Here is a 22,977-nt window from a genome sequence, read left to right as displayed (position 1 = left end):
AAATAGTTATGGGGCACACTATAAATTATTTTGCTATAAATTCCGCATACCACTGCATCATCTCCCTTCTTCCTTCCAAGTATTGAGCGTGATTATATGTCCCACGAATTGAGTTCTTATCGACATGAGCCAGCTGTAACTCAATCCAGGCCGAGTTGAATCCCTGCTCATGCAAAATGGTACTCATCGTGTGGCGGAATCCATGCCCTGTAACGCGTCCTGCATAGCCGATGCGCCTTACCAATACAGTCAATGCCATATCACTCATCGGTTTCTTAGGATTATTACGTCCTGGGAACAGCAACGCTCCTGCTCCCGTCATGGGTTTAAGCTGATTAAGCAGGTCAATTGCCTGGCTTGATAACGGAACCAGATGAGGGCGGCGCATTTTCATTCGCTCTGCTGGTACGTTCCAAACCTTCCGCTCAAAATCAAACTCCTGCCACTCCGCTTGCCTCAATTCCCCAGGCCTTACTCCAGTCAAAATAAGTAATTGCATCGCAATCTTGACAATCACACTACCGGCATAGGTGTTCAGAATCCGAAGAAACTCTGGCAATTCATCTTGGGTTAAAAAAGCATAGTGCTCTTTCTCATGAGGAGTTACGGCGCTGGCTAGATCAGGTGCTGGATTGTACTCGGCCCTACCAGTCACAACAGCATACTTCCAGACCTCTCCACAACGCTGGCGAACCTTACGGACTTTCTCTGTTGCCCCTCGTGCTTCTATCTTTGAAAGAACTGCAAGCAACTCCATCGGCTTGATATCTTTGATTGGCCGGTGACCGATATAAGGAAATACATCCTTTTCAAAAGTTCTCAGCATTTCTTCGCGGTAGGAGACAGACCAGCGGTCATAGCGACGCTGATACCACTCCCTCGTGATAGCCTCAAATGAGTTTTCTGCGTCTTGTTGACGACTAAGTTTCTCAATTTTTCGTTCAAGAGAAGGATCATTGCCAGCAGCTAATGTTCTTTTAGCATCCTCACGCTTACTTCGGGCTTCAGCTAAAGAAACATCGGGATAAACGCCAATAGCGAGCAGCTTCTCTTTACCTAACGAACGGTATTTGAGACGCCAGTATCTTTTACCGTTGGGATTAACCAGCAGGTAAAGCCCACCACCATCGGCCAGTTTGTAGGGCTTCTCTTTGGGTTTCGCAGTTTCAACCTGACGAGCAGTCAGCTTCATTGGGGGTACCTCTCAGCAGGGGGTACAATTATACCCCCATCCATACCCCCACATTGAGCTTGACCCTGGGGGAGTATTATTGAGTTCAATAGACTAATAGAATGCTATAACTGCTGATTTATCAAGGGAAAATTGAGTTGGGTAGACTTCAGGAGACTTGAGTTTGGAGCGGGCGAAGGGAATCGAACTAAATCGCTTTCTTATGTAATCGAAAGTGCCTAAGCCCATTGCTGGTGCGGTGAATATACATCACCACATGGGGTAACGCTATGGGTAGTAACAAGAAGAACCAGTATCTGTACAAACATGAAACAGGCCTTTGGATGTTTCAAATATCAGTCCCTAGGCATATGCGCCACTTAACCGATGGACGAAAGCTATTCAAGAAAAGCACAGGGCAGCGAGACGTTCTGAAAGCGAGAGTAATTCGAGACCGCTTAGTTGTTGAGTGGAACCACGTAAAGGAAAAGCACGCAATTGATACCGGAGCGGTATTATTAAATCGCGCTATCCACGCCATACAACAACTAGGAGAATCATCACAGGCGTTTTCAGGCCAAAGGGTTATGCTACAGGCCGTTACGAATGAGTATCTTGCCGAGTACAAACAATCTCGAAGCCTCAGCACAATAAGCAAACATGCCCTAGCCTCTCGTTTATTTCTCAAGTATCTAAACGTTGCTGATACTGAACTAACAGGCATCAGCCGCACCGAGGTAACGGGATTTATTCGAGCGCTCAAGCCTAAGAAATCCACGCAGACTATCCAGAATTATTTATCAGGATTAAACACGGTGTACGAGTACGCCCGCCGTTGCTACGACAATATACCAGCGGCCTCCCCATTTACCGGGCATAGACTAGAGGCCAAGAGAACAATAAAAAGTTATGAAGCATTCGCCCCGGATGAAATAAATGTCCTACTTAATAACGCCTCAGACGATCTACGGGACGTTATTTTAATCGGGCTTTACTCAGGTATGCGGCTAGATGAAATCGCCTCTCTACGGATCTCTGACGCCTCAGAAATCGAGGGTGTCATGTGCTTTAGCGTGAGAGCAGCTAAAACAAAAGCAGGTGTACGGGTTGTACCAATGCACCCAGCGTTACAAAGCGTCGTTACTAGATGCAAACAATTGAACCAGCAAGGCGAGCTAGGCGAGTACCTGTTACCGCAGTCAAACTTGATAAAGCGGCTCGATGGTAAAAGGGGGCCGTGGTACAGCCAGCAATTCACCCGCCTACGGGATAAGGTTTTACCCAATGCCACAGACAGACAATGCTTTCATAGTCTGCGCGGAATGTTCATTACTGCCTTAGACCGCGCTGGCGTACCGGAGGATAGGATTGCACAAATTGTTGGTCATGAAAGGGGCAAGACTGAATCATTCAAAACTTACAGCTCTGGTGCACTTCTATCAGAATTAGCCGATTATGTGTCACTGGTACAAGCGATTTACCATGTGGAAGCCCCCCCCCCCCCAAAGATGATCGATTAAACCGATCGATTAACGAGTATTGATCTATCAAACCAATTACCAATACCCTAGCACTGCTGGCAGAATGGAGTAAAATCAAGCTGCCACCTAAAAGATAGAGGCGAGATTGTTTAAGCCACAATGAAATTCACTCAACAACTCAAATAAATAAAAAGGTAAAGGATGGGTATACTATTTAAATTATTCGGATCATCAAAATCCGATTACAAAACATTACTACCATTTCAGCAATGGTTTTTAAATTATCATGACTCCAATGATTTTATGAAATCTCGACTAGGCACTTCTTTATTAGTACAATCATTCTCCATTGTAAATGAACTCCAACCAACTCTACCCCTGTATGCTCCTCTGCTAATGAAATATAAAAGAACCACATCCAAAGATATAATAGATAAAATACTCCTACCAGAATTGGAACTACTAAGTAGTGTTGACTTTGATAATTACATGATTGAACCTGCTCGTGTTGTTGGTGCAGCTCTTCTTATACAAATTTATGAAAGAGATCCCAGTTTATTTTCAAACTGGTAGGTGAGCAAAGTATTAATGCACAGTGGTTGCCGCCTAGATTACGGAACATAACGGCACAACTGTACCTGTATAATAACAATCCCATTCAGCAAGGGGCTAGTATGTTCAAGGTATCCATAATTAAAGGGCGGGCTATCTCAATAGTAGCCCAACTTATCGCACTGGGCTTTGTAGTAAGCATTCTATTTGTATTCTCTCGCGCTCCAATGAATGATGAAGCATCATATTATATTGGAAGCGGCACTGATAATATTTCTTTACGTGAGGTTAATATTAAACGCTTTAACGGCTGGTACTATAGTCTCGGTTGCTTATTAGAAGTTAACGGGCATCTCGTCACCGCCTCCCCTGACTCTTGCAATCAGTTACTAAATGAAACGATAACTTTATTCGATAAATACTACCCAACCAAGCCGAGGGAGTTTATTATTTACGGTCGAAATATTGGGCGGTGCAGTGACTTAACAACGCCCCGCTGCCCCGCCCTAGAAGATAATAAATAAATCTATCCATGACATGCGAATTGCCCGTGTGAGATTGTACGGGCTAATTGAACCTCATGGGTGAGTTGCTCAAGGTTCTTCCCATGCTTACGCCACCGCTTCCCGTCACTTTGTACTTGAGCACAATAAACCCCATTTTTTTTATTAACACTAATTCCCTTGGGTAGATTATTACCTGTAATACATTTACGTGCATTCTGGTTGTTCTGCGCTCTGGTAGCTAATCGCAGATTCAGGATATTGTTATTACCTCTATCCCCGTCTATATGGTCGATACAATGCCCAGCAGGAATAGTACCGTTGATAACAGACCAGATAATACGATGTACAGCGTACTTCTTTCCTTTTAATTGAACAGACCAATAACCATCTTTACCGAGAGTCCCAGCACAAGCACCGATTTTAACTCTCTGGGATAGGGCACGCTTCCAAGTTAAACCGCTCGGAGATTCTGTATCGACTGCGAAGCAATTAACTATAATATCATTCCCCTTATCATTACTTATAATAAGACACTCCTTAAAACACATTGAGTTTATATTGAGCAACAAAAAACAAACCAACAATAGAAATCAATATCAGTAAACCTATGAGGAACACCCTGCAATCTAAAACCATGTTAACCGCTCATAAATTTAAAAACACTGAACACACATATTATGGAGCATTACTTTCATGAACGATTAACATGTACAAGAAGCAGAGCAAGGTTAAATTTTTTTGATTGAGACTTAACAGCACAGTAATAGTATAGGGGGGGGGTATTGGTGACAGCAGTACCGTACCACATTATACCAACTGATGATTTGAGTTAGAGGCACGATTGCTATTACCAACGTATAAGACGATATACCGGTACAAGTTTGATTGAATTTTAAATCAATGGAGTATATTATTTTTGAAGTTAAAATACGTTGCGGCGATATGTAGCCCCTTAATCGGCGCTCCGACCATTGAACCTAGATACTTTTTTAACGTCTTTTTTCTGCACTTGCTCTTTATCAGTCTCAACAATTCGCGTTAGCAACTGAATCTCACGCTCAAGCTCCAAGTGCTTCAAAGCAGCGCGAACCTCAGCAGCAGGGAATGTTTCTAGCAAGGGATTAACGTCCCACAAGCCCTCGCCTATCTCTTGGATATCCCAACCTGTTTGTACTGACACTTCATAATCTAACGGGTGCAAGTGCTGGCCTCTGAACATCTCAGCCACATCAGGAGGCCATGACGATACCACTGTGGGTAATCCCGCAACACAAGTCGGGACGTGAACACCAAGCGAACTGGACACGCGATAACGAATACCGGATGGAGAATCATTGGCTAAGCAAAGCGACTCGTGAAGCGCTGGTACCTGCGTAGGGAGCGCCTTTTGTTTTGTGTACAGCATCAAACCTCCTTTTTGATTCGCTGGACAGATTCCAGACTCAGCAGAATCCGAACGGCGGCGGGAGCAGTCCACCGCCTCCCGTTCACCATGACTCGATAATCCCGCCCACCCGTTCTATTTAAACCGCCTGCTGGGTCGCCTTCCCGCTTATTCGCTTTACCTTTCCCAGAGCGTGCTCGCCACGCCAGCCCCGACGGTGCATCGCTACACAGCTTTAAAATGCGGTTAAGGGCAATAGCTTCTTGTAATGAACAACCAAGATCACCGTTCATGGCCTTTCTCCTATAGTGTTTTCGATATAATTCAAGATTTCCCGATACTCGGGATTGTTCATAAACTCAGCGTGTCGTTTCTGGTTAGGCTGGAGATACTGCACTCCCTGAGAACGTCCACCCTTGCCCGGCTGAAACAGCACGCCACGCTCTAGCAGCCACTGACCGCACTGGACACGCACCAGCATTAACTCGCCCCTGAACCAATCGAGGTACTGCTTCGCCTGCACGCGCTCCTGATACCGCTCTGAGGCCACCTCATCGGGGATATACCGGTACTCGGGATTCAGGATGTAAGGCGATTCGAGAAGAACAAACACCGCCTTGCTACGTTTAATACAGCAACCACGGCAAGCCAGATTCCGGGTGTACTGCTCGACACCGCCACATTTCACACACCGGAAGTCACCACTAGTGAAGAGTTTCTGCTTATCCATAATGGCGTTGTATCGAGCGGGGTTATGCTGCTGAATGCTGCTGAGCCGTTGTTGGTACTCGGGATAGCCTAACCGCATAAGCTGTAACTCCCGGTTAGTGGGGTGCTTACCGGATTGCAGGGGTAGTGTGCTGCCCTTACGCCAGCTCATCGGTGAACACCTTGCTTTGCATCTGCGGGCGTCGGCGGCCTAACAGAGTATCAATCTCACGCTGCTGCGCACGCTCACGCTGCAAGGTGCCCCGCAGGTTCTCACTGCACTGGATAACCACCCAGCCGGGATTGTCACCATTACCGGTTTCAGCAGAGTTCCACCACGCCAGCACCCATCCACCATCTCGGAACTGCACAGACACAGAATCACCCGTGTTCTTTGTCCCGATACTGGCGGTAATGCTACGGCTACCGGGAATCTTAGCCATTGCATCGGCCTTGTCTTTCCAGTCGGTATCTGCAATCAGGAACTGTACATCCTGCCCGGCCATGCTCTTGGCGATGTTCATGCGCCCGGCCTGAGCGTGCTCTTGGATTAGCTGCACCTCATCCGGGCTGAACTTCTCCCGCATCTTCTGAGTGAGCATGCACGCTTGCACAGAGTGAGCTAGCTCCTCCCCCAGTGCGTCGGCCTGTGCAGTATCCTTGTTGATTCTGGCTTGATTCAGGGCGCTGTGTTTGCTTCGGATGCTCAGATTCACCAGCTTAATCAGAAATCCACGCACCAGTAACTCGATATCCTCCGGCTTGCTGATTCTCACATCACGGAAAGCCTCATCCATACCACGTAGGATACTGCCATAGTGTGCCTGTAGGTACGCGCCTGCCTGTGTCGCGTCTGGCTTGTACATCTGGATGCTTGGTAACTCAGACGTATCTGTAGCGGCCTGCACAGCCTCCAGCAGTGTGTCCACTGTGGCTGTCAGTGAAAGGTAGTCGGTATCCTGTACGGTGCTCTGACTGGCCTCACAGGCTTCCTGTGCGGGACCGGGTACAGGTAGGGTGATTGTCTCAGTGTTGGTGCTTGTGTTCATACATTCTCCATTTGGTAGTTCTTAGGGGTTCAGTACAGGGGTTCAGTACAGGGGTTCAGTACAGGGGTTCAGTACAGGGGTTCAGTACAGGGGTTCAGTACAGGGGTTCAGTACAGGGGCTACTCATCGGTGGCATCGCGTACCATATCCAACATGCGCTGTGCATCCCCCGGTGCATACCCATCCTGCTCTTGCATTGCCCCGGCTTTGGCATACGCCGTAATCATGCGTGAATCCGCTGCTGTAAATTCCTTGTTATCGGATAAGTCCTCAAGTTCCTGTACCAGTCGGGCACGGTGCTGCCCCCGTGCTGTGCGTAGTTCCTTTCCGATTGTCTGTAATCGGGAGCGCTCGGATGGGCTTAGGCTTGTCCCCTTCGGCTTAACGTCAAAAACGTTCTGGTAGCCTGTGCCCAATTTGCTACCGGGCTTGGAGTAATCGTTCCATTTCATACTGTGTGTCTCCTTGTTGGTGCATTCTGTTGATAAGTTGGTTTCGTACATCCCATCGTACATCCCATCGTACATCCCATCGTACATCCCAGCAGAGATAGCCCTTGCCTTTGATAAAGCAGAGATAACGGGTGTCATGTCTGTCAGGGTTAACTGGAGTGCCGAACACAGGGTTGTACTTTACCCGTGTGTCAATTAACCCTGACGGGACTAACACTGATACAGGTTGTACAGCGATATAATCGGGGAGAGGTGTAGCTATATACTTACTTTAGTAAGTAAGACTTTTGGGGGTTTTAGGGGGTGCGGAGGGGTGCGGGTTCCCACACCCTCAAACCGAGTGGCGCTTGCACATATCGCGCACAGTGCTGGCAGGGACACCAGTAGCAGTGCTGATAGCTTTGTAGCCTAAGCCCTGTTTACGCAGCTCAAGTACTCGTTGCTCTGGTGTCTGCCCTGAGTCCTCAATAGCGTGGCGCTTCTCGGTGTTAGTCTTGAATGCCTCCAGCTCTTTCAGGCGGGACTCCATATCACCCAGGCGCTTCTCATGCTCATCCAGCTTACGGACAACCATAGCGGCATTCTGTAGGCTCATTAGCCCACTCGACAGGGTATCTGCATCCATTCGAATAGGGTTCCCCTGCTTCTGTGCGGTAACAATCGCAGGGTGTCCTGCATTGGCTTTCATGGCTTTTTTCATGCGTTTACGCTGCTGTGGTCGATTCATCACGGGCTTAACATCCTTTCCGGGTAACAGGTCGCGGACAATGCTAACTGCGGGCTTAGTCTCCCCGTTGTTGAACACATCCAGGGAGGTCTTAACGGCTTGTGTTACCTGTGATTGGTTCAGGCTCACACGGTTCGGGTTCTGCATAGCGATACGGCGTATACTGGCCTCTGCACGTAGCTTGTCTGCTACTGCGGCCCTCAGGTCACTTCGCCCGTTCTGCGCTCGGTAGCGCTCGTACAGCTCTTTAGTTTGCACAGACTGTAGTTCATTCAGGGATGGGGTATGTCCGTTCATCCACATGCACCACTGCATAGACTGCATCCGGTTCAGGTCTGCTGGCACGTCCGGGAACTGCTCTGGTAGGGTACTGCTATCAATCATTCTTATCTCCTTGTGGGGTGTGTACAGGTGCTTGCTATCCGAGCACACGTGCCACGGAGAATTACAGGAGGGTGCGAAAGCGTTTTGTGCGGACTTCGCCTCCTTCCCTAGAGAGTGATATTCTAATTACCATCGTTTGTAAGACAGGATTTCTACAACCCTAGTCGGTACTCGCTTCCTTCCCCTTACAAGTGTGGTTCTAATTACCACATAGTAAATTCAATTACTTACAGAAGCTTAAGTTAAGGCAGCAGAATTGGATAAACCATTTAGATGTGTTTATTCCAGTGCCGTTTAACCGTTGCAATCCCGATACCTAGTTGTTTTGCTGCCGCTGACTGACTCAGACCACCCTCCCTACATCGCTGTACACTCACAGTCGTGTCCTTAGCCTCGGGCCTGCCCAACTTAACGCCCTGAGCTTTCGCACGCCTTAGCCCTTCCTGAGTGCGCTCCCGGATACGGTCTTTCTCGAACTCAGCAAAGGCAGAAAACATCCGTAACATTAATTTACCCTCGGAGCTGGATAGGTCTGACACAGGCAAATCAAGTGACACCACTTTAACGCCCTTCTGCATGAGCATTTCAATAGTCTGCTGCACATCGATATTGTCACGGCCTAAGCGATCCAACTTCAACACAACAAGAACATCCCCGCTCTCTAGCTTATGCTCTACCAGTGACTTAAAACCATCACGCTGCATAGCAGGCACGCCACCGGATACTTGCTCTTGCACTACTCGGGCATCAGGTATCTCGTAGCCCGCATTATGAATAGCAAGCAATTGATTCTCGGTTGTCTGCTCGGTGGTTGAAACTCGACAATATGCAAATGTTCTCATCGTGTATGCTCCCTTGACTGGTATCAATTAACGGTATCATCATATGTATTGGAATCACTTAATGTCAATGGCTATTTTAATGATACCAATCATGATACCTAATTCTAGTATCACTTAACGAACGATTGTCGATACCAGACCAGCACCTACGATTAGCCGCATAAAAATCCATAACAATCCTAGCTATTGATACCGCGAAGCCTTTCAGGAAAAGGGCAAAGAGAACTATTAACACAACTGGTGTAGTGCAATCACATAATCGCTATAAACTACCGGAATAAAAAGAGAGTAAACTTCTTTAAAATCAACAAGTAAATAGTTCCATACTATACAGAGAGAGAGAAGCAAACCTCTTCACAAATTGAAGAATGCCGCAGGTTGATACAGGAAGCTGCACCGCATATCTGTGCTGTCACCAATAGACCCCCTACACTACGCTGCACCCTATAACCCCTCAGGTGCACCGCACATAACAAACGGCACTGTACCCACGCACGAACAACCTCGCTCAGAAGCTGAACAAGCGTCTGTACGTGAATTCTGATAGACCAGCAAGGTGAATCCCCAGCAGAACACACAGAGCGTTTGTAGTAGCGTTCCACAGCCACCCAGATCCGAAAGGCACACGGGGGAAAGGCTTCCTTTGGGTGGGGGACACCCCCTCGCCTGAATACAGTACTTTTCAGTCGTGGCCTTTTGGTACTTTAGTAAATATCGAGAAGCCTTGAGAATTAACTCATTACAAGATTTCAGACAATACAAGCCATAAAGCCCGTTGGTGGTAAGACAACGTGCGGAGCGTAGCGACTTCATCGGGGGTTATGTCAGACAGTGAAGTTTATCAGGATCGCCGTGTACCCTTTCGGGAGCGTGGCTGAGACGCTGGCAGAGCTTGCATATGGTTTGCAAGTACCGTAACCACCATAAAACCTGTTTATTCCCTGCAACGTCATCTCGACGTGTGGCATGTGGGAGCATCGGCAAAAATGCGCTTCACTGAAAGCTGTAGGAGTTATGCCGGGCGCTCGGCTTTTTGTTCGTTGTTGGGCTATCGCGGTAAGAACGTGGAACCACCGCCAGCTATTTGATATGCTCCCTAACCACATACCAGATCGCAGCAGCAATGAGTAGCCCCGTGGGTACCTTTAAAGGTAACACTGGTTACATCCGCTTTTAGCTTATTGATTCTAAAGAATATTTTAGAGTGGAAATAGCTGGAGCGGGCGAAGGGAATCGAACCCTCGTATAGAGCTTGGGAAGCTCTCGTTCTACCATTGAACTACGCCCGCATCGAAGTGCGTAAGGGATTATAAACCTTACGCTCTTCTTGGCAAGGGACTAACCGACTGACTGGCGATTAAATCACCGTCAGCATTTTGGCTTACTGCCCTGCGGCGGCAAATAACGCAGTGGATCGATAGCTGTCGCCCGATAGCGGATTTGGAAATGCAGCCGCACCGTAGTCGCATCCGAGCTGCCCATCGTCGCGATTTTCTGCCCGGCCTTCACGTTTTGACCGTTGTTCACCAGCATGGTGTCATTATGCGCATACGCAGTGATGTAGTCCTCACTGTGCTTAATCATGATGAGATTACCATAGCCCCGCAGCTGATTACCGACGTAAACCACCTTCCCGGCGCCGGCGGCATAAATCGGTGTACCGCGCGCAGCCGAGATATCAATGCCCTTATTGCCGCCGTCCGCGGTTGAATAAGGCAGGATCACCTTACCGCTGGCAGGCCACTGCCAGCAACGTTGCCCTACTGGTGGCCAGGAAGACTGCGGTACGGACGAAGACGGTCTGACCGCTGCCGTTTTGGTTGAGGATTTCTTGGTTGTTTTGCCAGAGTTAGAACTGGTTTTCGCGCCACCGCTGACCTTCAGTTTTTGCCCTACTTCAATGGTATAGGGCGGTGAAATATTATTCAGGCGGGCGATCTCTTTCACGCTGGTCCCGGTAGCGCGCGAAATACGGTATAGCGTATCCCCCCGCTTCACGGTATACACGGAGCCGGAATAACTTCCTGTATCAGACGATTTGCTCCCGGAACACCCTGCTAACAGCAGACCGACACACAGCAACATCACGATACCCAGGCCATTTTTCTTCAGGCGTCCTGCACTCAAAACAATACCTCGCAACATTTTCAGACGCTTTATCATAGCAGCCAGAAACCGGATGCCAAATCATATCGCGCAACGAACCGTCGGTCCTGGCATTTCACACCCTCTGTTAATCAATCTGACTTAATTAAGCATATAATATGGGTGCTTAAGATTGATGGTGGACGCTATGCGACAGGAACATGTCATTTTATTGAATGAGCAGGACCAACCCTGCGGAACGCTGGAAAAATATGCGGCGCATACCGCCACAACTCCCCTGCATTCCGCTTTCTCGTGCTGGATATTTAACGAGCAGGGCCAACTGCTGGTCACCCGCCGCTCGCTGCACAAAAAAGCCTGGCCTGGCGTCTGGACCAACTCTGTCTGTGGTCACCCGCAGCTGGGTGAAACCCACGAAAACGCTATTGTCCGCCGGGCTCGCTTCGAACTGGGTGCAGACATCGACTCGCTCAGCCCCGTATATGCTGACTTTCGTTATCGCGCTACAGACCCGAGTGGAATTGTGGAAAACGAAGTGTGCCCGGTTTATGCCGCACATATCGTCAGTGAGCTACAGCTAAACCCAGATGAAGTGATGGATTGCCAGTGGAGCAGTCTTGAGGATGTCTTAAGCGGGATTGACGCGACGCCGTGGGCTTTTAGCCCGTGGATGGTAATGCAGGCATCGAATGATAAAGCACGAGAATTATTGCGCGAGTTTGCTAACCGTAATTGATTGCCGGATGGCAACGCAAACGCGTTTTATCCGGCCTACGAATCGTCTCCACGTAGGCCGGATAAGGCATCAGCCACCATCCGGCATTTCACATCTTACTTAACCGGGCGCATTGCCGGGAACAGGATCACGTCGCGGATGGTATGGCTGTTGGTGAACAGCATAACCATACGGTCGATACCAATGCCCAGACCCGCAGTCGGCGGCAGACCGTGTTCCAGAGCCGTAACGTAGTCTTCGTCATAGAACATTGCTTCGTCATCGCCCGCATCTTTAGCGTTAACCTGATCCTGGAAACGCTGCGCCTGATCTTCCGCATCGTTCAGCTCGCTGAAACCGTTACCGATTTCACGTCCGCCGATGAAGAATTCGAAGCGGTCAGTGATTTCCGGGTTTTCATCATTACGACGCGCCAGCGGAGAAACTTCTGCCGGGTACTCGGTAATGAAGGTCGGTTGAATCAGGTGCGCTTCCGCAACTTCTTCAAAGATCTCGGTCACGATACGGCCCAGACCCCAGCTCTTCTCAACTTTGATGCCGATAGATTCAGCAATCGCTTTTGCAGAGTCGAAGTTATCCAGATCGGCCATGTTGGTTTCCGGACGGTATTTCTGAATCGCTTCGCGCATGGTCAGTTTTTCGAACGGCTTACCGAAGTCGAAGACTTCTTCACCATAAGGCACTTCAGTCGTTCCCAGAACGTTCTGCGCCAGCGTACGGAACAGCGATTCGGTCAGTTCGATCAGATCTTTGTAATCCGCATAAGCCATGTAGAGTTCCATCATGGTGAACTCTGGGTTATGGCGAACAGAGATGCCTTCGTTACGGAAGTTACGGTTAATTTCGAATACGCGTTCGAAGCCGCCAACCACCAGACGCTTGAGGTACAGTTCCGGCGCGATACGCAGGTACATGTCCAGATCCAACGCGTTATGATGGGTGATAAACGGACGCGCTGCCGCACCGCCAGGGATCACCTGCATCATCGGGGTTTCTACTTCCATAAAGCCACGAGCAACCATGAACTGACGGATGCCAGCCATAATCTGTGAACGCACTTTAAAGGTATTACGGGATTCATCGTTAGAGATGAGATCCAGGTAACGTTGACGATAGCGCGCTTCCTGATCCTGCAGACCGTGGAATTTGTCCGGCAGCGGGCGCAGCGCTTTGGTCAGCAGACGCAGTTCGGTGCAGTGAATAGACAACTCACCGGTCTTGGTCTTGAACAACTTACCTTTCGCGCCGAGGATATCGCCCAGATCCCATTTCTTGAACTGCTCGTTGTAGACGCCTTCCGGCAGGTCATCGCGAGCAACGTACAGCTGAATGCGGCCGCCAACGTCCTGCAGCGTAACGAATGATGCTTTACCCATAATACGACGGGTCATCATACGGCCAGCAACGGATACCTCAATGTTCAGCGCTTCCAGCTCTTCGTTTTCTTTTGCGTCGAAGTCAGCATGCAGTTGGTCTGAGGTATGATCGCGACGGAAATCGTTCGGGAACGGGATCCCCTGCTCACGCAGGCTCGCCAGCTTCTCACGGCGCGTTTTCAGTTCATTGTTAAGGTCGGCTACCGCGTCAGCGCCCTGTACGTGTTGTTCAGACATGTTGGTTCCTCATAACCCTGCTTTCAAACTTGCTTCGATAAATTGATCCAGGCTGCCATCCAGCACCGCCTGCGTGTTACGGGTTTCAACCCCGGTACGCAGATCTTTGATGCGGGAGTCATCAAGGACATAAGAACGAATCTGGCTACCCCAGCCGATATCTGACTTATTGTCTTCCATCGCCTGTTTCTCGGCATTCTTCTTCTGCATTTCCAGTTCATAAAGCTTCGCTTTCATCTGCTTCATGGCCTGGTCTTTGTTCTTGTGCTGTGAACGGTCGTTCTGACACTGCGTCACAATCCCGGTCGGGATGTGGGTAATACGCACCGCAGATTCCGTACGGTTAACGTGCTGACCACCTGCACCGGAGGCACGGTAAACGTCAATACGCAGATCCGCCGGGTTGATATCGATATCAATATCATCGTCAACTTCTGGATAAACAAATGCAGAGCTGAACGACGTATGGCGACGTCCGCCGGAGTCGAACGGACTCTTACGAACCAGACGGTGTACGCCGGTTTCAGTACGCAGCCAACCGTACGCATATTCGCCAGCAATTCTGATGGTCACGGATTTAATACCCGCCACTTCACCTTCAGACTCTTCAATAATTTCAGTCTTGAAGCCGCGCGCTTCAGCCCAACGCAGATACATGCGCATCAGCATGCTTGCCCAGTCCTGCGCTTCCGTACCGCCAGAACCTGCCTGAATATCGAGATAGCAATCTGCGCTGTCATATTCACCGGAGAACATACGACGGAATTCCAGCTGGGCCAGCTTATCTTCCAGCGTGTCGAGTTCTGCTACGGCTTCGTTAAAGGTTTCTTCGTCGTCGGCTTCTACAGCCAGTTCCAACAGGCCGGAGACATCTTCCAGGCCCTGGCTCATCTGATCGAGCGTATCAACGATGGCCTCAAGAGAAGAACGCTCTTTACCCAGCGCCTGCGCGCGTTCGGGTTCGTTCCATACGTCCGGCTGTTCCAGCTCGGCGTTTACTTCTTCCAGACGCTCTTTCTTGGCATCATAGTCAAAGATACCCCCTAAGAACGTCAGAGCGCTCCGTGAGGTCCTGAATGCGGTTATTTACCGGATTAATTTCAAACATTGTCTGATTTCTTTTATTGGACTAGTCAAAATGCGGTGATAAGAGCGGGATTGTAACTAATCCACGCCCTTTTTTATAGCGATTAGTGACGCTAAAGTGGCCAGATATTGTCGATTATAATCTGCAAACTACGGTTGCCGCGAAACTCATTAATATCCAGTTTGTAGGCAAGCTGAACTTCGCGCACGCCGTTGTCCGGCCAGCAGGTGGTATCGACATTAAACGCAATACCGTCCAGAAGTGGACCACCGCCTACGGGCTCGACCATTACCTTCAGATGACGCTCACCGACCAGACGCTGCTGGAGCAAACGGAAATGCCCGTCAAACAGCGGTTCCGGGAACATTTGTCCCCACGGTCCGGCATCGCGCAGCATTTGTGCGACCTCCATGGTCATCTCCGACGCGTTCAGTGGGCCATCCGACACCACTTCACCTTGCAGTAAGGCGGGATCCAACCACTCGGTTACCAGTTCGCCAAAACACTGCTGGAAACGCTCAAACTGCGCCTCTTCAAGCGATAAGCCCGCCGCCATGGCGTGACCGCCAAACTTGAGGATCATGCCCGGATAAAGGGTGTCCAGGCGCTCCAGCGCATCGCGCATGTGCAGCCCCTGAATCGAACGCCCGGATCCTTTGAGGGTACCGTCACCTGCCGGGGCAAACGCTATCACCGGGCGATGGAATCGCTCTTTAATACGCGATGCCAGAATCCCCACTACGCCCTGATGCCACTCGGGATGATACATAGCCAGACCGCCAGGTAGCGTATCGCTACTGCGTTCCAGCTTTTCACACAGGGTCAGCGCTTCTGCCTGCATACCCTGCTCAATTTCTTTGCGCGTCTGGTTGAGTGCGTCCAGCTCATTGGCCAGCACGCGCGCTTCACCAATGTTGTCGCACAACAACAGCGCTACGCCAACGGACATATCGTCCAGACGCCCCGCCGCATTCAGCCGTGGCCCGAGGGCAAAACCTAAATCACTGGCTGCCAGCTTTAGGGGGTCGCGATTGGAAATCTCCAGCAGCGCTTTAATACCAGGGCGACACTTTCCGGCGCGGATACGGCTTAAGCCTTGCCACGTCAGAATGCGGTTATTGGCATCCAGCGGGACTACGTCCGCCACCGTGCCAAGCGCAACCAGATCGAGCAAATCCGCCAGGTTCGGCGGTGCAATGCCTCGTTCATCAAACCAGCCTTTATCACGCAGGAAAGTGCGCAGCGCCAGCATCAGATAAAAGGCGACACCAACGCCTGCCAGCGATTTCGACGGGAACTCACAGTCGTGCAGGTTAGGATTGATGATCGCCTCTGCGCCCGGCAGCGTATCCCCTGGCAGGTGGTGATCGGTTACAACGACCGGGATCCCCAACGTTCTGGCATGTTCGACACCCGTGTGAGACGAGATGCCGTTGTCTACGGTAACAATCAGCTGAGCACCACGGGCATGGGCCTGATCAACGACTTCCGGGCTTAAACCATAACCGTCCTCAAAACGATTTGGCACCAGGTAGTCAACGTTACTGCAGCCCAACGCGCGCATCGCCAGGATGCTTAGCGCCGTGCTGGTCGCGCCATCGGCATCGAAATCGCCGACAACGATGATGCGAGTTCCCGCACGAAAGGCGTTGTAGAGGATCTCAACCGCCTTTTCGACACCGTTTAAATGCTGCCACGGCAGCATTCCTTTCACGCTACGCTCAAGTTCCTGCGCGCTGCGCACACCGCGACTGGCGTATAAACGGCGCAGCAGTGGCGGCAAGTCGGCAGGTAACTCGGCTGTCTCGTCGGCCTCACGCCGACGAAGTTGTATCTGTTGTTTCACGCGAATTATTTACCGCTGGTCTGTTTTGCATGTGCGTCGAGGAATTCTTTCATCTCTTTCGGGCCCTGATAACCAGGTACGACATAGCCATTGCTCAGCACAATCGCCGGTGTACCGCTGACGCCAAACTGTACGCCCAGCGCATAGTGGTTAGCGATATCCACATCACAGGTCGCCGCTTTCACGCCCTTGCCAGTCATCGCGTCGTCAAAGGCTTTGTTTTTGTCCTTAGCACACCAGATAGACTTCATGTCCTGCTCAGCCTGACTGTCCAGCCCCTGACGTGGGAAGGCCAGATAACGTACGGTGATCCCCAACGCATTGTAATCTTTCATCTCTTCATGCAGCTTGTGGCAGTAACCACAAGTGATGTCGGTGAAAACGGTAATGACGTGTTTTTCCTGCGGCGCTTTGTAGATGATCATCTCTTTTTCCAGCGCGTTCAGATGTTTCATCAGCAGTTGGTTGGTGACATTCACCGGACTTGCGCCGCTCACGTCGTACATCGGTCCCTGAATAATATGTTTACCGTCTTCGGTAACGTACAGCACGCCGCTATTGGTCAGTACAGTTTTCATGCCCGCAACCGGAGCAGGTTGAATCTCGGTGCTCTGCACACCCAGCTTTGCTAATGACTGACGAATTGCCGCGTCGTCTGCATGTACCATGCCGGAAAATGCCGTCGCCAGCAGGGTGAACATCATAAAACGTTTTTTCATAGCCTATCCTATCCTGTCAGCACTCACGCTCGCGGGTGATGCTGTTGATGTAGTTGCCGCAAGCGCTCCGTTGCGACATGAGTATAAATTTGCGTTGTCGAGAGATCGCTATGCCCCAGTAGCATCTGCACCACGCGCAGGTCTGCGCCATGGTTAAGCAGATGCGTGGCAAACGCGTGCCGCAGGACGTGCGGTGACAGCTTTTCGCTGTCGATTCCCGCCAACACAGCATAGTGTTTGATACGATGCCAGAAGGTCTGACGGGTCATCTGTTGCGCCCGCTGACTAGGAAACAGCACATCAATCGATACGCCGTTGAGCAACCATGGACGCCCATGCTCCAGGTATGTTTCCAGCCAGTACACAGCCTCCTCACCCAACGGGACAAGGCGCTCTTTGTTACCTTTACCGATCACCCGTACCACACCCTGACGCAGGCTGACGTCACTCATCGTCAGTCCTACCAGTTCAGACACGCGCAGGCCTGTTGCATACAGCACTTCCAGCATGGCTTTGTCGCGTAGCTCCAGCGGTTGCTCAACAAGCGGCGCTTGTAGCAGCCGCTCAACCTGTGCTTCGCTGAGATCTTTAGGCAGGCGCTGCGGAAGTTTAGGTGATGCAAGCGAGGCGCTGGGGTCATCTTCACGATATTTTTCGCGGTACAGATGCTGAAAAAAACGTCGCGTCGCACTGAGCAAACGTGCGGAACTGGTGGCTTTATACCCTCCATCCATCCGCTCAGCCAGCAAGGCTTGCAGATCATCACTTTGCGCGGTCGCAAGCGAAGCGCCGCGGTGATGTAACCATTCCACAAGCATGGTCAGATCGCGACGATACGCACTTAATGTATTTTCCGCCAGATTTCGTTCCAGCCACAGGGCATCAAGAAACTGCTCGATGCGCGCCAGATCCTGTTCCACTCGCGCCCCTTATTCCACTCTCATTTTTGATGCATTATGCCTCATTGTGCCGAGAATGCGGCGATTCTGTTACACTACCCGCAACGCTACAGCAGAATTGAGATGTTTACGTCATGAACATGGGTCTTTTTTACGGTTCCAGCACCTGCTACACCGAAATGGCAGCAGAAAAAATCCGCGATATCCTGGGTCCCGAACTGGTGACACTGCACAACCTCAAAGACGATTCCCCGACCCTAATGGAGCAATATGACGTGCTCATTTTGGGCATTCCAACCTGGGATTTCGGTGAAATTCAGGAGGACTGGGAAGCGGTCTGGGAGCAACTGAACGACCTCAACCTGGAAGGCAAGATTGTCGCGCTTTACGGTATGGGCGATCAGTTGGGATACGGCGAATGGTTCCTGGATGCGTTGGGTATGCTGCACGATAAACTGATCACCAAAGGTGTAAAGTTTGTCGGCTACTGGCCCACAGAAGGCTACGAATTCACCAGCGATAAACCCGTCATTGCTGATGGACAACTGTTTGTTGGCCTGGCGCTGGATGAGACGAACCAGTACGATCTCAGCGATGAACGCATTCAGGCCTGGTGCGAGCAAATTCTTGGGGAAATGGCCGAGCACTGGTCCTGATAACCGATTTGCCGGATGACGGCGTAAATGCCTTATCCGGCCAGCATGACGCACCTAACTGTAGGCCTTCAAGCTGCGCGCCATCAGGCATGCGTCATGCGTTACCCTTGCTTCGCCTTTTGCAGCATCAACCGCCGTAAATCCCGCCACTCTGCATCATCCATACTGTCTGCTGCCAGCCACAAATGTTGACGTTTTCCGGCATCAGATCGCAAACGCAGCATCATGCCTGTTTTAACCATCCAGGGGGCGCTAACGATAGACCACTCTTGCCCTTGCCAGCGCAGACGGCCATCCATCAATAGCCGAATCTCACCCTGACAGGCGTTGATTCGACGCTGACTGCGAACGCTATCGAACACCACCAGAGAGAGCAAAACCAGCCATAATGGGGTGTAGCTCAATGGCCAGGGCATCAATAAAATAAATACCGCGACCAGCCCATGAATTAGCAGTGAAAGCCACTGCGCGCGCCATGATACGCGTAAATCAGATTGCCACTGGACCACGTTCCCGATTCCGTGTCTGGATAAGTCGCACCATCTGTTCCAGCTGCTCATCAGCTGGTTTCCCATGATTCATCAACCAGTTAAATAAATCTGGATCATCACATTCTAGCAGACGGATAAAGATACGTTTTTCTTCGTCACTTAAGCTGTCATATTCATGTTCGAAAAACGGCATGATCGAGATGTCCAGCTCGCGCATACCGCGGCGGCATGCCCAATGAATACGTGCTTTGTTGTTAATATCCATGTTCTTCTCCCTGTCTCGCGAAAACGAAGTATCCCGTTATTGTAACGTGTTTTTCCCGCTCTTTTTACGGGAATATCAGTAAACTGAAGCTCGCTCGCTAAATAAAACCTTATTAAGCCAAAGGATTCACCATTTTTGGATGTCTCCTCGCAAAGCGCAACATATGGCACAAATAGCCTGTTTAAACCGCTTGCAATGGGCCATAGCTCTTTTACCATTAGTCATTATCACTGCGTTAAGCAAATCAGGACATTATTATGGCTTTTACATCTTTTCCTCCTCGCCAGCCTTTCGCGTCAACGCGTTTGCCTCTGACGCTAATGACGCTCGATGACTGGGCGCTCGCCACCATCACCGGTGTCGACAGTGAGAAGTATATTCAGGGTCAGGTCACGGCGGATGTCAGCCAGATGACCGAGCATCAGCACCTGTTGGCTGCACATTGTGACGCCAAAGGTAAAATGTGGAGCAACCTGCGTCTGTTCCGCCAGGGTGACGGTTTTGCATGGCTTGAGCGCCGTAGCCTGCGTGATGCGCAGCTCAGCGAGCTGAAAAAATATGCGGTCTTCTCGAAGGTGGTGATTGCCCCGGACGATGAACGAGTACTGCTGGGCGTAGCGGGATTCCAGGCACGTGCAGCGCTGGCCAATCTCTTTAGCGAATTGCCGAACAGTGATAAGCAGGTCATTACCGAAGGTGCCTCCACGGTATTGTGGTTCGAACACCCTGCCGAACGTTTTCTGCTGATCGTTAATGCCACCACAGCAGAAACCTTGGTTGAAAAGCTGCGTGGCGAAGCTGAGTTAAATAACAGCCAGCAGTGGCTGGCGCTGGATATCGAAGCGGGTATCCCCGTTATTGATACAGCCAACAGTGCACAGTTTATTCCACAGGCTACCAATCTGCAGGCTCTGGGCGGGATCAGCTTTAAAAAAGGCTGCTACACCGGTCAGGAAATGGTGGCTCGTGCAAAATTCCGCGGAGCCAACAAACGCGCCATGTGGACTTTGGCGGGTGCCGCCGGTCGAGTACCGGAAGCGGGTGAAGACCTGGAGCTGAAAATGGGCGAGAACTGGCGCCGTACCGGCACCGTACTCGCCGCAGTACAACTGGCTGATGGTCAGGTACTGGTGCAGGTTGTGATGAATAACGACATGGAGACCGACAGCGTGTTCCGCGTTCGTGAAGACGCGAAAACGCTGCATATCGTACCGCTGCCATATTCGTTAGACGAAGAGTAATTGGTAGGCCTGATAAGCGCAGCGCCATCAGGCAATTCGGCACAGGCTACCGGATTGCGGCGTTGGCTTGTCCGGCCTATAAAATACAGTCCGGGCGAGGCGTTTACGCCGCCCCGGGGTTGCACTGAATCTATGCGTGTTGCCCCACGTACAGATAGATCGCCAGGAAATGGCAAACGCTGCCGCCCAGCACAAAGCCGTGCCAGATCGCATGGTTGTAAGGAATACGCTTACAGACGTAGAAAATTACGCCCAGCGAATACACCACACCACCAACAGCCAGCAACGTCACGCCTCCCGCCGCCAACTTAACCGCCAGTTGATACACCACAATCAGCGAAAGCCAGCCCATTGTCAGGTAGGTCACCAGTGACAGAACCTTAAACCGGTGCGCAATGGTTAGTTTGAATAAAATACCGATCAGCGCCAGGCTCCAGATAACAATCATCAGCCCACGTGCCAGCGGCGAATCAAGCCCCACCAGCAGAAATGGCGTGTAAGTCCCGGCAATCAGCAGATAAATCGCACAGTGGTCGAATTTTTTCAGCCAGACTTTCGCTCTCTGATGGGGGATCGCGTGATACAAAGTTGAGGCGAGGAACAGCAGGATCATGCTGCCGCCGTACAGGCTATAGCTGGTAATCGCCATAGCGCTGGCGTTGGTATCCACTGCCTGGACCAGCAATAACACCAGTCCGACAATCCCAAACACCAGCCCGATACCGTGACTGATGCTGTTGGCTATTTCCTCTGCCAGCGAATATCCCTGCGCGATTAATGGCTTCTGAACCATAACTTACTCCCGAGAAACGAACCCTATCGTGATTGCTCCTCTAGCGTAACTGAGAATGGTTCCAGTGAACACCTGTTAGCTAAAATAATTACCAGATAAATATTTATCATTAAAAATCATAGTGTTAGATTTTAAATTTCAGCTAACATGCGTACCATTAAAATCAAAGGCATTTAAAATCAATCACATAAAATTGCGTCTGATCCGGGTAAATCTCGGCAATGACATGTTTAAGTTCTTCAAGCGTCATGTTTTCCTGCTGGGCATGTTTATCCGTCAGCGTATCCAGCGTGACGGTTGAGGTGCCTACAACCTCAATCGTGCAGAAGTAACCGTCATCTTCGAAGCGCCCAACCCGTAAAATCTCCCCGGCTTTGAAGTGTGATTCGGACTCGTCACGAATAGTGATGGTCTTGCGTCCGGCCAGAATGTCATCCTGGAAACGCTGAAAAAAAGTGATGTCATTTGGCTGCATGTTATTATTCCCTGTAGATGAAGTCTGATGAGTGAGTTTTGCCATTGTGAGTATGTTCTCCCACGCTGCCATCGCCAGTCTCAACAATCTTGAGATGCTGGTCTACAACTATGTCATCAAAAACCGTGACAAAGTCATGTACATGACCATTCGCGAACTGGCCGATGCCGTGGGTGTTTCCACTACCACCGTACTGCGCTTTTGCCGCAAGCTTAAGTGTGAAGGTTACTCAGAATTTCGCGTGCGCTTCAAATTATATTTAGAGCAGAATGAACCGCAACAGGCTAATTTCGGTGCCAGCGAAATTATCAGCTTCTTTAAAGGCGTTAATAACGATGAGTTCGATAATCTGCTCGATCAGGCTGTTGATATTATATTATCTTCCGAACGTATTATATTCGTCGGAGCGGGAACATCCGGAGCCTTAGCCAAATATGGCGCACGTTTTTTCTCAAACGTTGGAAAATTCAGTAATCACATTGATGATCCTTATTTCCCGGTAACGAATGACATGGCCAGAAACGCGCTGGCGATCGTGCTTTCTGTTTCCGGTGAAACAGAAGAGATCCTGCGCTTTGCCAGCCAGTTCAGCCTGCATAACTGTAAGGTCCTGTCTGTCACCAGTCATGAACATTCGCGGCTGGCCAAATTGGCTGACTTTAATCTCTCCTGGCACGTTCCGCAGACGCGCATTGCCGGAGTATACGATATAACCACACAGATCCCTGTTATTTATATTCTGGAGTCACTCGGCCGCAAGTTGGCGAAAAGAATAGCGTAAAAAAACAATCTGT

24 protein-coding genes and 1 tRNA gene are annotated in these 22,977 nt (G+C 50.2%); 7 read left to right on the top strand and 18 right to left on the bottom strand.

The features are described 5' to 3' along the window. Positions 1–25: 25 nt before the first annotated feature. On the bottom strand, positions 26–1,192 hold the full coding sequence (locus tag IB222_RS04120) for an integrase arm-type DNA-binding domain-containing protein (protein ID WP_149384578.1): 1,167 nt from the start codon (positions 1,190–1,192) through the stop codon (positions 26–28). A gap of 269 nt (positions 1,193–1,461) precedes the next feature. Here IB222_RS04120 and IB222_RS04115 point away from each other — a divergent pair, with 269 nt between their 5' ends. From IB222_RS04115 to IB222_RS04105, 3 genes are all read left to right on the top strand, one after another. Next, positions 1,462–2,691, top strand: a complete 1,230-nt coding sequence (locus tag IB222_RS04115) for a site-specific integrase (protein ID WP_149384577.1) — start codon at positions 1,462–1,464, stop codon at positions 2,689–2,691. Positions 2,692–2,853: 162 nt separating this feature from the next. After that, positions 2,854–3,225, top strand: coding sequence for a hypothetical protein (locus tag IB222_RS04110; RefSeq protein ID WP_149384576.1), 372 nt, complete (start codon positions 2,854–2,856; stop codon positions 3,223–3,225). A 101-nt stretch (positions 3,226–3,326) separates the two neighbouring features. Further along, positions 3,327–3,728 carry a hypothetical protein gene (locus IB222_RS04105; protein WP_016154329.1) on the top strand — a complete coding sequence of 134 codons (402 nt, stop codon included), beginning with the start codon at positions 3,327–3,329 and terminating at the stop codon, positions 3,726–3,728. A 2-nt stretch (positions 3,729–3,730) separates the two neighbouring features. Here the strand turns inward: IB222_RS04105 and IB222_RS04100 are convergent, their stop codons facing one another. The 8 genes from IB222_RS04100 to actS form a co-directional block, all read right to left on the bottom strand. Next, a complete protein-coding gene (locus tag IB222_RS04100) occupies positions 3,731–4,258 on the bottom strand; it encodes an HNH endonuclease (protein ID WP_016154330.1) in 528 nt (175 codons plus the stop codon). A 404-nt stretch (positions 4,259–4,662) separates the two neighbouring features. Next, on the bottom strand, positions 4,663–5,115 hold the full coding sequence (locus IB222_RS04095; protein ID WP_016154331.1) for a hypothetical protein: 453 nt from the start codon (positions 5,113–5,115) through the stop codon (positions 4,663–4,665). A 268-nt stretch (positions 5,116–5,383) separates the two neighbouring features. Next, positions 5,384–5,974 (bottom strand): hypothetical protein, encoded by a 591-nt coding sequence (locus IB222_RS04090; protein WP_050566847.1) that lies wholly within the window; start codon positions 5,972–5,974, stop codon positions 5,384–5,386. Then, positions 5,961–6,851, bottom strand: a complete 891-nt coding sequence (locus IB222_RS04085) for a hypothetical protein (protein ID WP_149384575.1) — start codon at positions 6,849–6,851, stop codon at positions 5,961–5,963. Before IB222_RS04085 ends, IB222_RS04090 begins: the two co-directional genes overlap by 14 nt. A 783-nt stretch (positions 6,852–7,634) precedes the next feature. Continuing rightward, entirely contained in the window at positions 7,635–8,414 is a 780-nt protein-coding gene (locus tag IB222_RS04080; RefSeq protein ID WP_016154336.1) for a hypothetical protein, read from the bottom strand. A 269-nt stretch (positions 8,415–8,683) separates the two neighbouring features. Next, on the bottom strand, positions 8,684–9,256 hold the full coding sequence (locus tag IB222_RS04075; RefSeq protein WP_016154337.1) for a recombinase family protein: 573 nt from the start codon (positions 9,254–9,256) through the stop codon (positions 8,684–8,686). 1,215 nt (positions 9,257–10,471) lie between these two features. Next, a tRNA-Gly gene (locus IB222_RS04070) sits at positions 10,472–10,545 on the bottom strand. A gap of 79 nt (positions 10,546–10,624) precedes the next feature. Further along, positions 10,625–11,383: an amidase activator ActS gene (gene actS / locus IB222_RS04065; RefSeq protein WP_032945492.1), complete on the bottom strand. Its 759-nt coding sequence runs from the start codon at positions 11,381–11,383 to the stop codon at positions 10,625–10,627. 166 nt (positions 11,384–11,549) lie between these two features. Here actS and idi point away from each other — a divergent pair, with 166 nt between their 5' ends. Next, positions 11,550–12,098 (top strand): isopentenyl-diphosphate Delta-isomerase, encoded by a 549-nt coding sequence (idi, locus tag IB222_RS04060; RefSeq protein WP_126317444.1) that lies wholly within the window; start codon positions 11,550–11,552, stop codon positions 12,096–12,098. A 95-nt stretch (positions 12,099–12,193) separates the two neighbouring features. On the opposite strand, the gene lysS is transcribed toward idi, so the two are convergent. The 5 genes from lysS to xerD all read right to left on the bottom strand — a co-directional run bounded on the left by lysS (position 12,194) and on the right by xerD (position 18,283). Beyond that, positions 12,194–13,711, bottom strand: a complete 1,518-nt coding sequence (gene lysS, locus IB222_RS04055; protein WP_003026911.1) for a lysine--tRNA ligase — start codon at positions 13,709–13,711, stop codon at positions 12,194–12,196. Positions 13,712–13,720: 9 nt separating this feature from the next. After that, positions 13,721–14,819, bottom strand: a protein-coding gene (gene prfB / locus IB222_RS04050) for a peptide chain release factor 2 (protein ID WP_100194817.1) whose coding sequence is annotated in 2 segments (ribosomal slippage) — positions 13,721–14,743 and positions 14,745–14,819 — 1,098 coding nt in all. Because the reading frame shifts where the segments join, the coding sequence is not laid out codon by codon here. Between the two features lie 91 nt (positions 14,820–14,910). Continuing rightward, a complete protein-coding gene (gene recJ, locus IB222_RS04045) occupies positions 14,911–16,644 on the bottom strand; it encodes a single-stranded-DNA-specific exonuclease RecJ (RefSeq protein ID WP_148361504.1) in 1,734 nt (577 codons plus the stop codon). Positions 16,645–16,649: 5 nt separating this feature from the next. Next, on the bottom strand, positions 16,650–17,363 hold the full coding sequence (gene dsbC, locus IB222_RS04040) for a bifunctional protein-disulfide isomerase/oxidoreductase DsbC (protein ID WP_003825520.1): 714 nt from the start codon (positions 17,361–17,363) through the stop codon (positions 16,650–16,652). A gap of 23 nt (positions 17,364–17,386) precedes the next feature. Then, positions 17,387–18,283, bottom strand: a complete 897-nt coding sequence (gene xerD / locus IB222_RS04035) for a site-specific tyrosine recombinase XerD (protein ID WP_126317441.1) — start codon at positions 18,281–18,283, stop codon at positions 17,387–17,389. A 113-nt stretch (positions 18,284–18,396) separates the two neighbouring features. Between xerD and fldB the strand changes: the two genes are divergently transcribed. Continuing rightward, complete coding sequence (gene fldB / locus IB222_RS04030; protein ID WP_148361503.1) at positions 18,397–18,918, top strand: flavodoxin FldB; 522 nt, start codon at positions 18,397–18,399, stop codon at positions 18,916–18,918. A 101-nt stretch (positions 18,919–19,019) separates the two neighbouring features. Here fldB and IB222_RS04025 read toward each other — a convergent pair whose 3' ends face one another. Both IB222_RS04025 and sdhE read right to left on the bottom strand, forming a co-directional pair. Beyond that, positions 19,020–19,427 carry a protein YgfX gene (locus IB222_RS04025; RefSeq protein WP_003825515.1) on the bottom strand — a complete coding sequence of 136 codons (408 nt, stop codon included), beginning with the start codon at positions 19,425–19,427 and terminating at the stop codon, positions 19,020–19,022. Further along, positions 19,408–19,674: an FAD assembly factor SdhE gene (gene sdhE / locus IB222_RS04020; RefSeq protein ID WP_003825514.1), complete on the bottom strand. Its 267-nt coding sequence runs from the start codon at positions 19,672–19,674 to the stop codon at positions 19,408–19,410. The genes IB222_RS04025 and sdhE overlap by 20 nt, the downstream gene beginning before the upstream one ends. Before the next feature lie 257 nt (positions 19,675–19,931). On the opposite strand from sdhE, the gene ygfZ reads away from it, so the two are divergent. Further along, positions 19,932–20,915 carry a tRNA-modifying protein YgfZ gene (ygfZ, locus tag IB222_RS04015; RefSeq protein ID WP_149281263.1) on the top strand — a complete coding sequence of 328 codons (984 nt, stop codon included), beginning with the start codon at positions 19,932–19,934 and terminating at the stop codon, positions 20,913–20,915. A gap of 130 nt (positions 20,916–21,045) precedes the next feature. Here the strand turns inward: ygfZ and IB222_RS04010 are convergent, their stop codons facing one another. Both IB222_RS04010 and yqfB read right to left on the bottom strand, forming a co-directional pair. Beyond that, positions 21,046–21,708 carry a hemolysin III family protein gene (locus tag IB222_RS04010; RefSeq protein WP_063940912.1) on the bottom strand — a complete coding sequence of 221 codons (663 nt, stop codon included), beginning with the start codon at positions 21,706–21,708 and terminating at the stop codon, positions 21,046–21,048. A 163-nt stretch (positions 21,709–21,871) separates the two neighbouring features. Further along, the gene (gene yqfB, locus IB222_RS04005) at positions 21,872–22,183 is read right to left on the bottom strand and encodes a N(4)-acetylcytidine aminohydrolase (protein ID WP_148361500.1); all 312 of its coding nucleotides are present in this window, start codon (positions 22,181–22,183) and stop codon (positions 21,872–21,874) included. 52 nt (positions 22,184–22,235) lie between these two features. Between yqfB and IB222_RS04000 the strand changes: the two genes are divergently transcribed. Then, positions 22,236–22,964 (top strand): MurR/RpiR family transcriptional regulator, encoded by a 729-nt coding sequence (locus tag IB222_RS04000; protein WP_008785744.1) that lies wholly within the window; start codon positions 22,236–22,238, stop codon positions 22,962–22,964. The last annotated feature ends 13 nt before the right edge of the window (positions 22,965–22,977 follow it).

Origin of the sequence: Citrobacter sp. C13 (assembly GCF_014596815.2) — a bacterium.
In the GTDB taxonomy this organism is placed as follows: Bacteria; Pseudomonadota; Gammaproteobacteria; order Enterobacterales; family Enterobacteriaceae; genus Citrobacter; species Citrobacter portucalensis.
The sequence above is the reverse complement of the archived record's forward strand: the minus strand, read 5'-3'. Positions and strand labels throughout refer to the sequence as shown.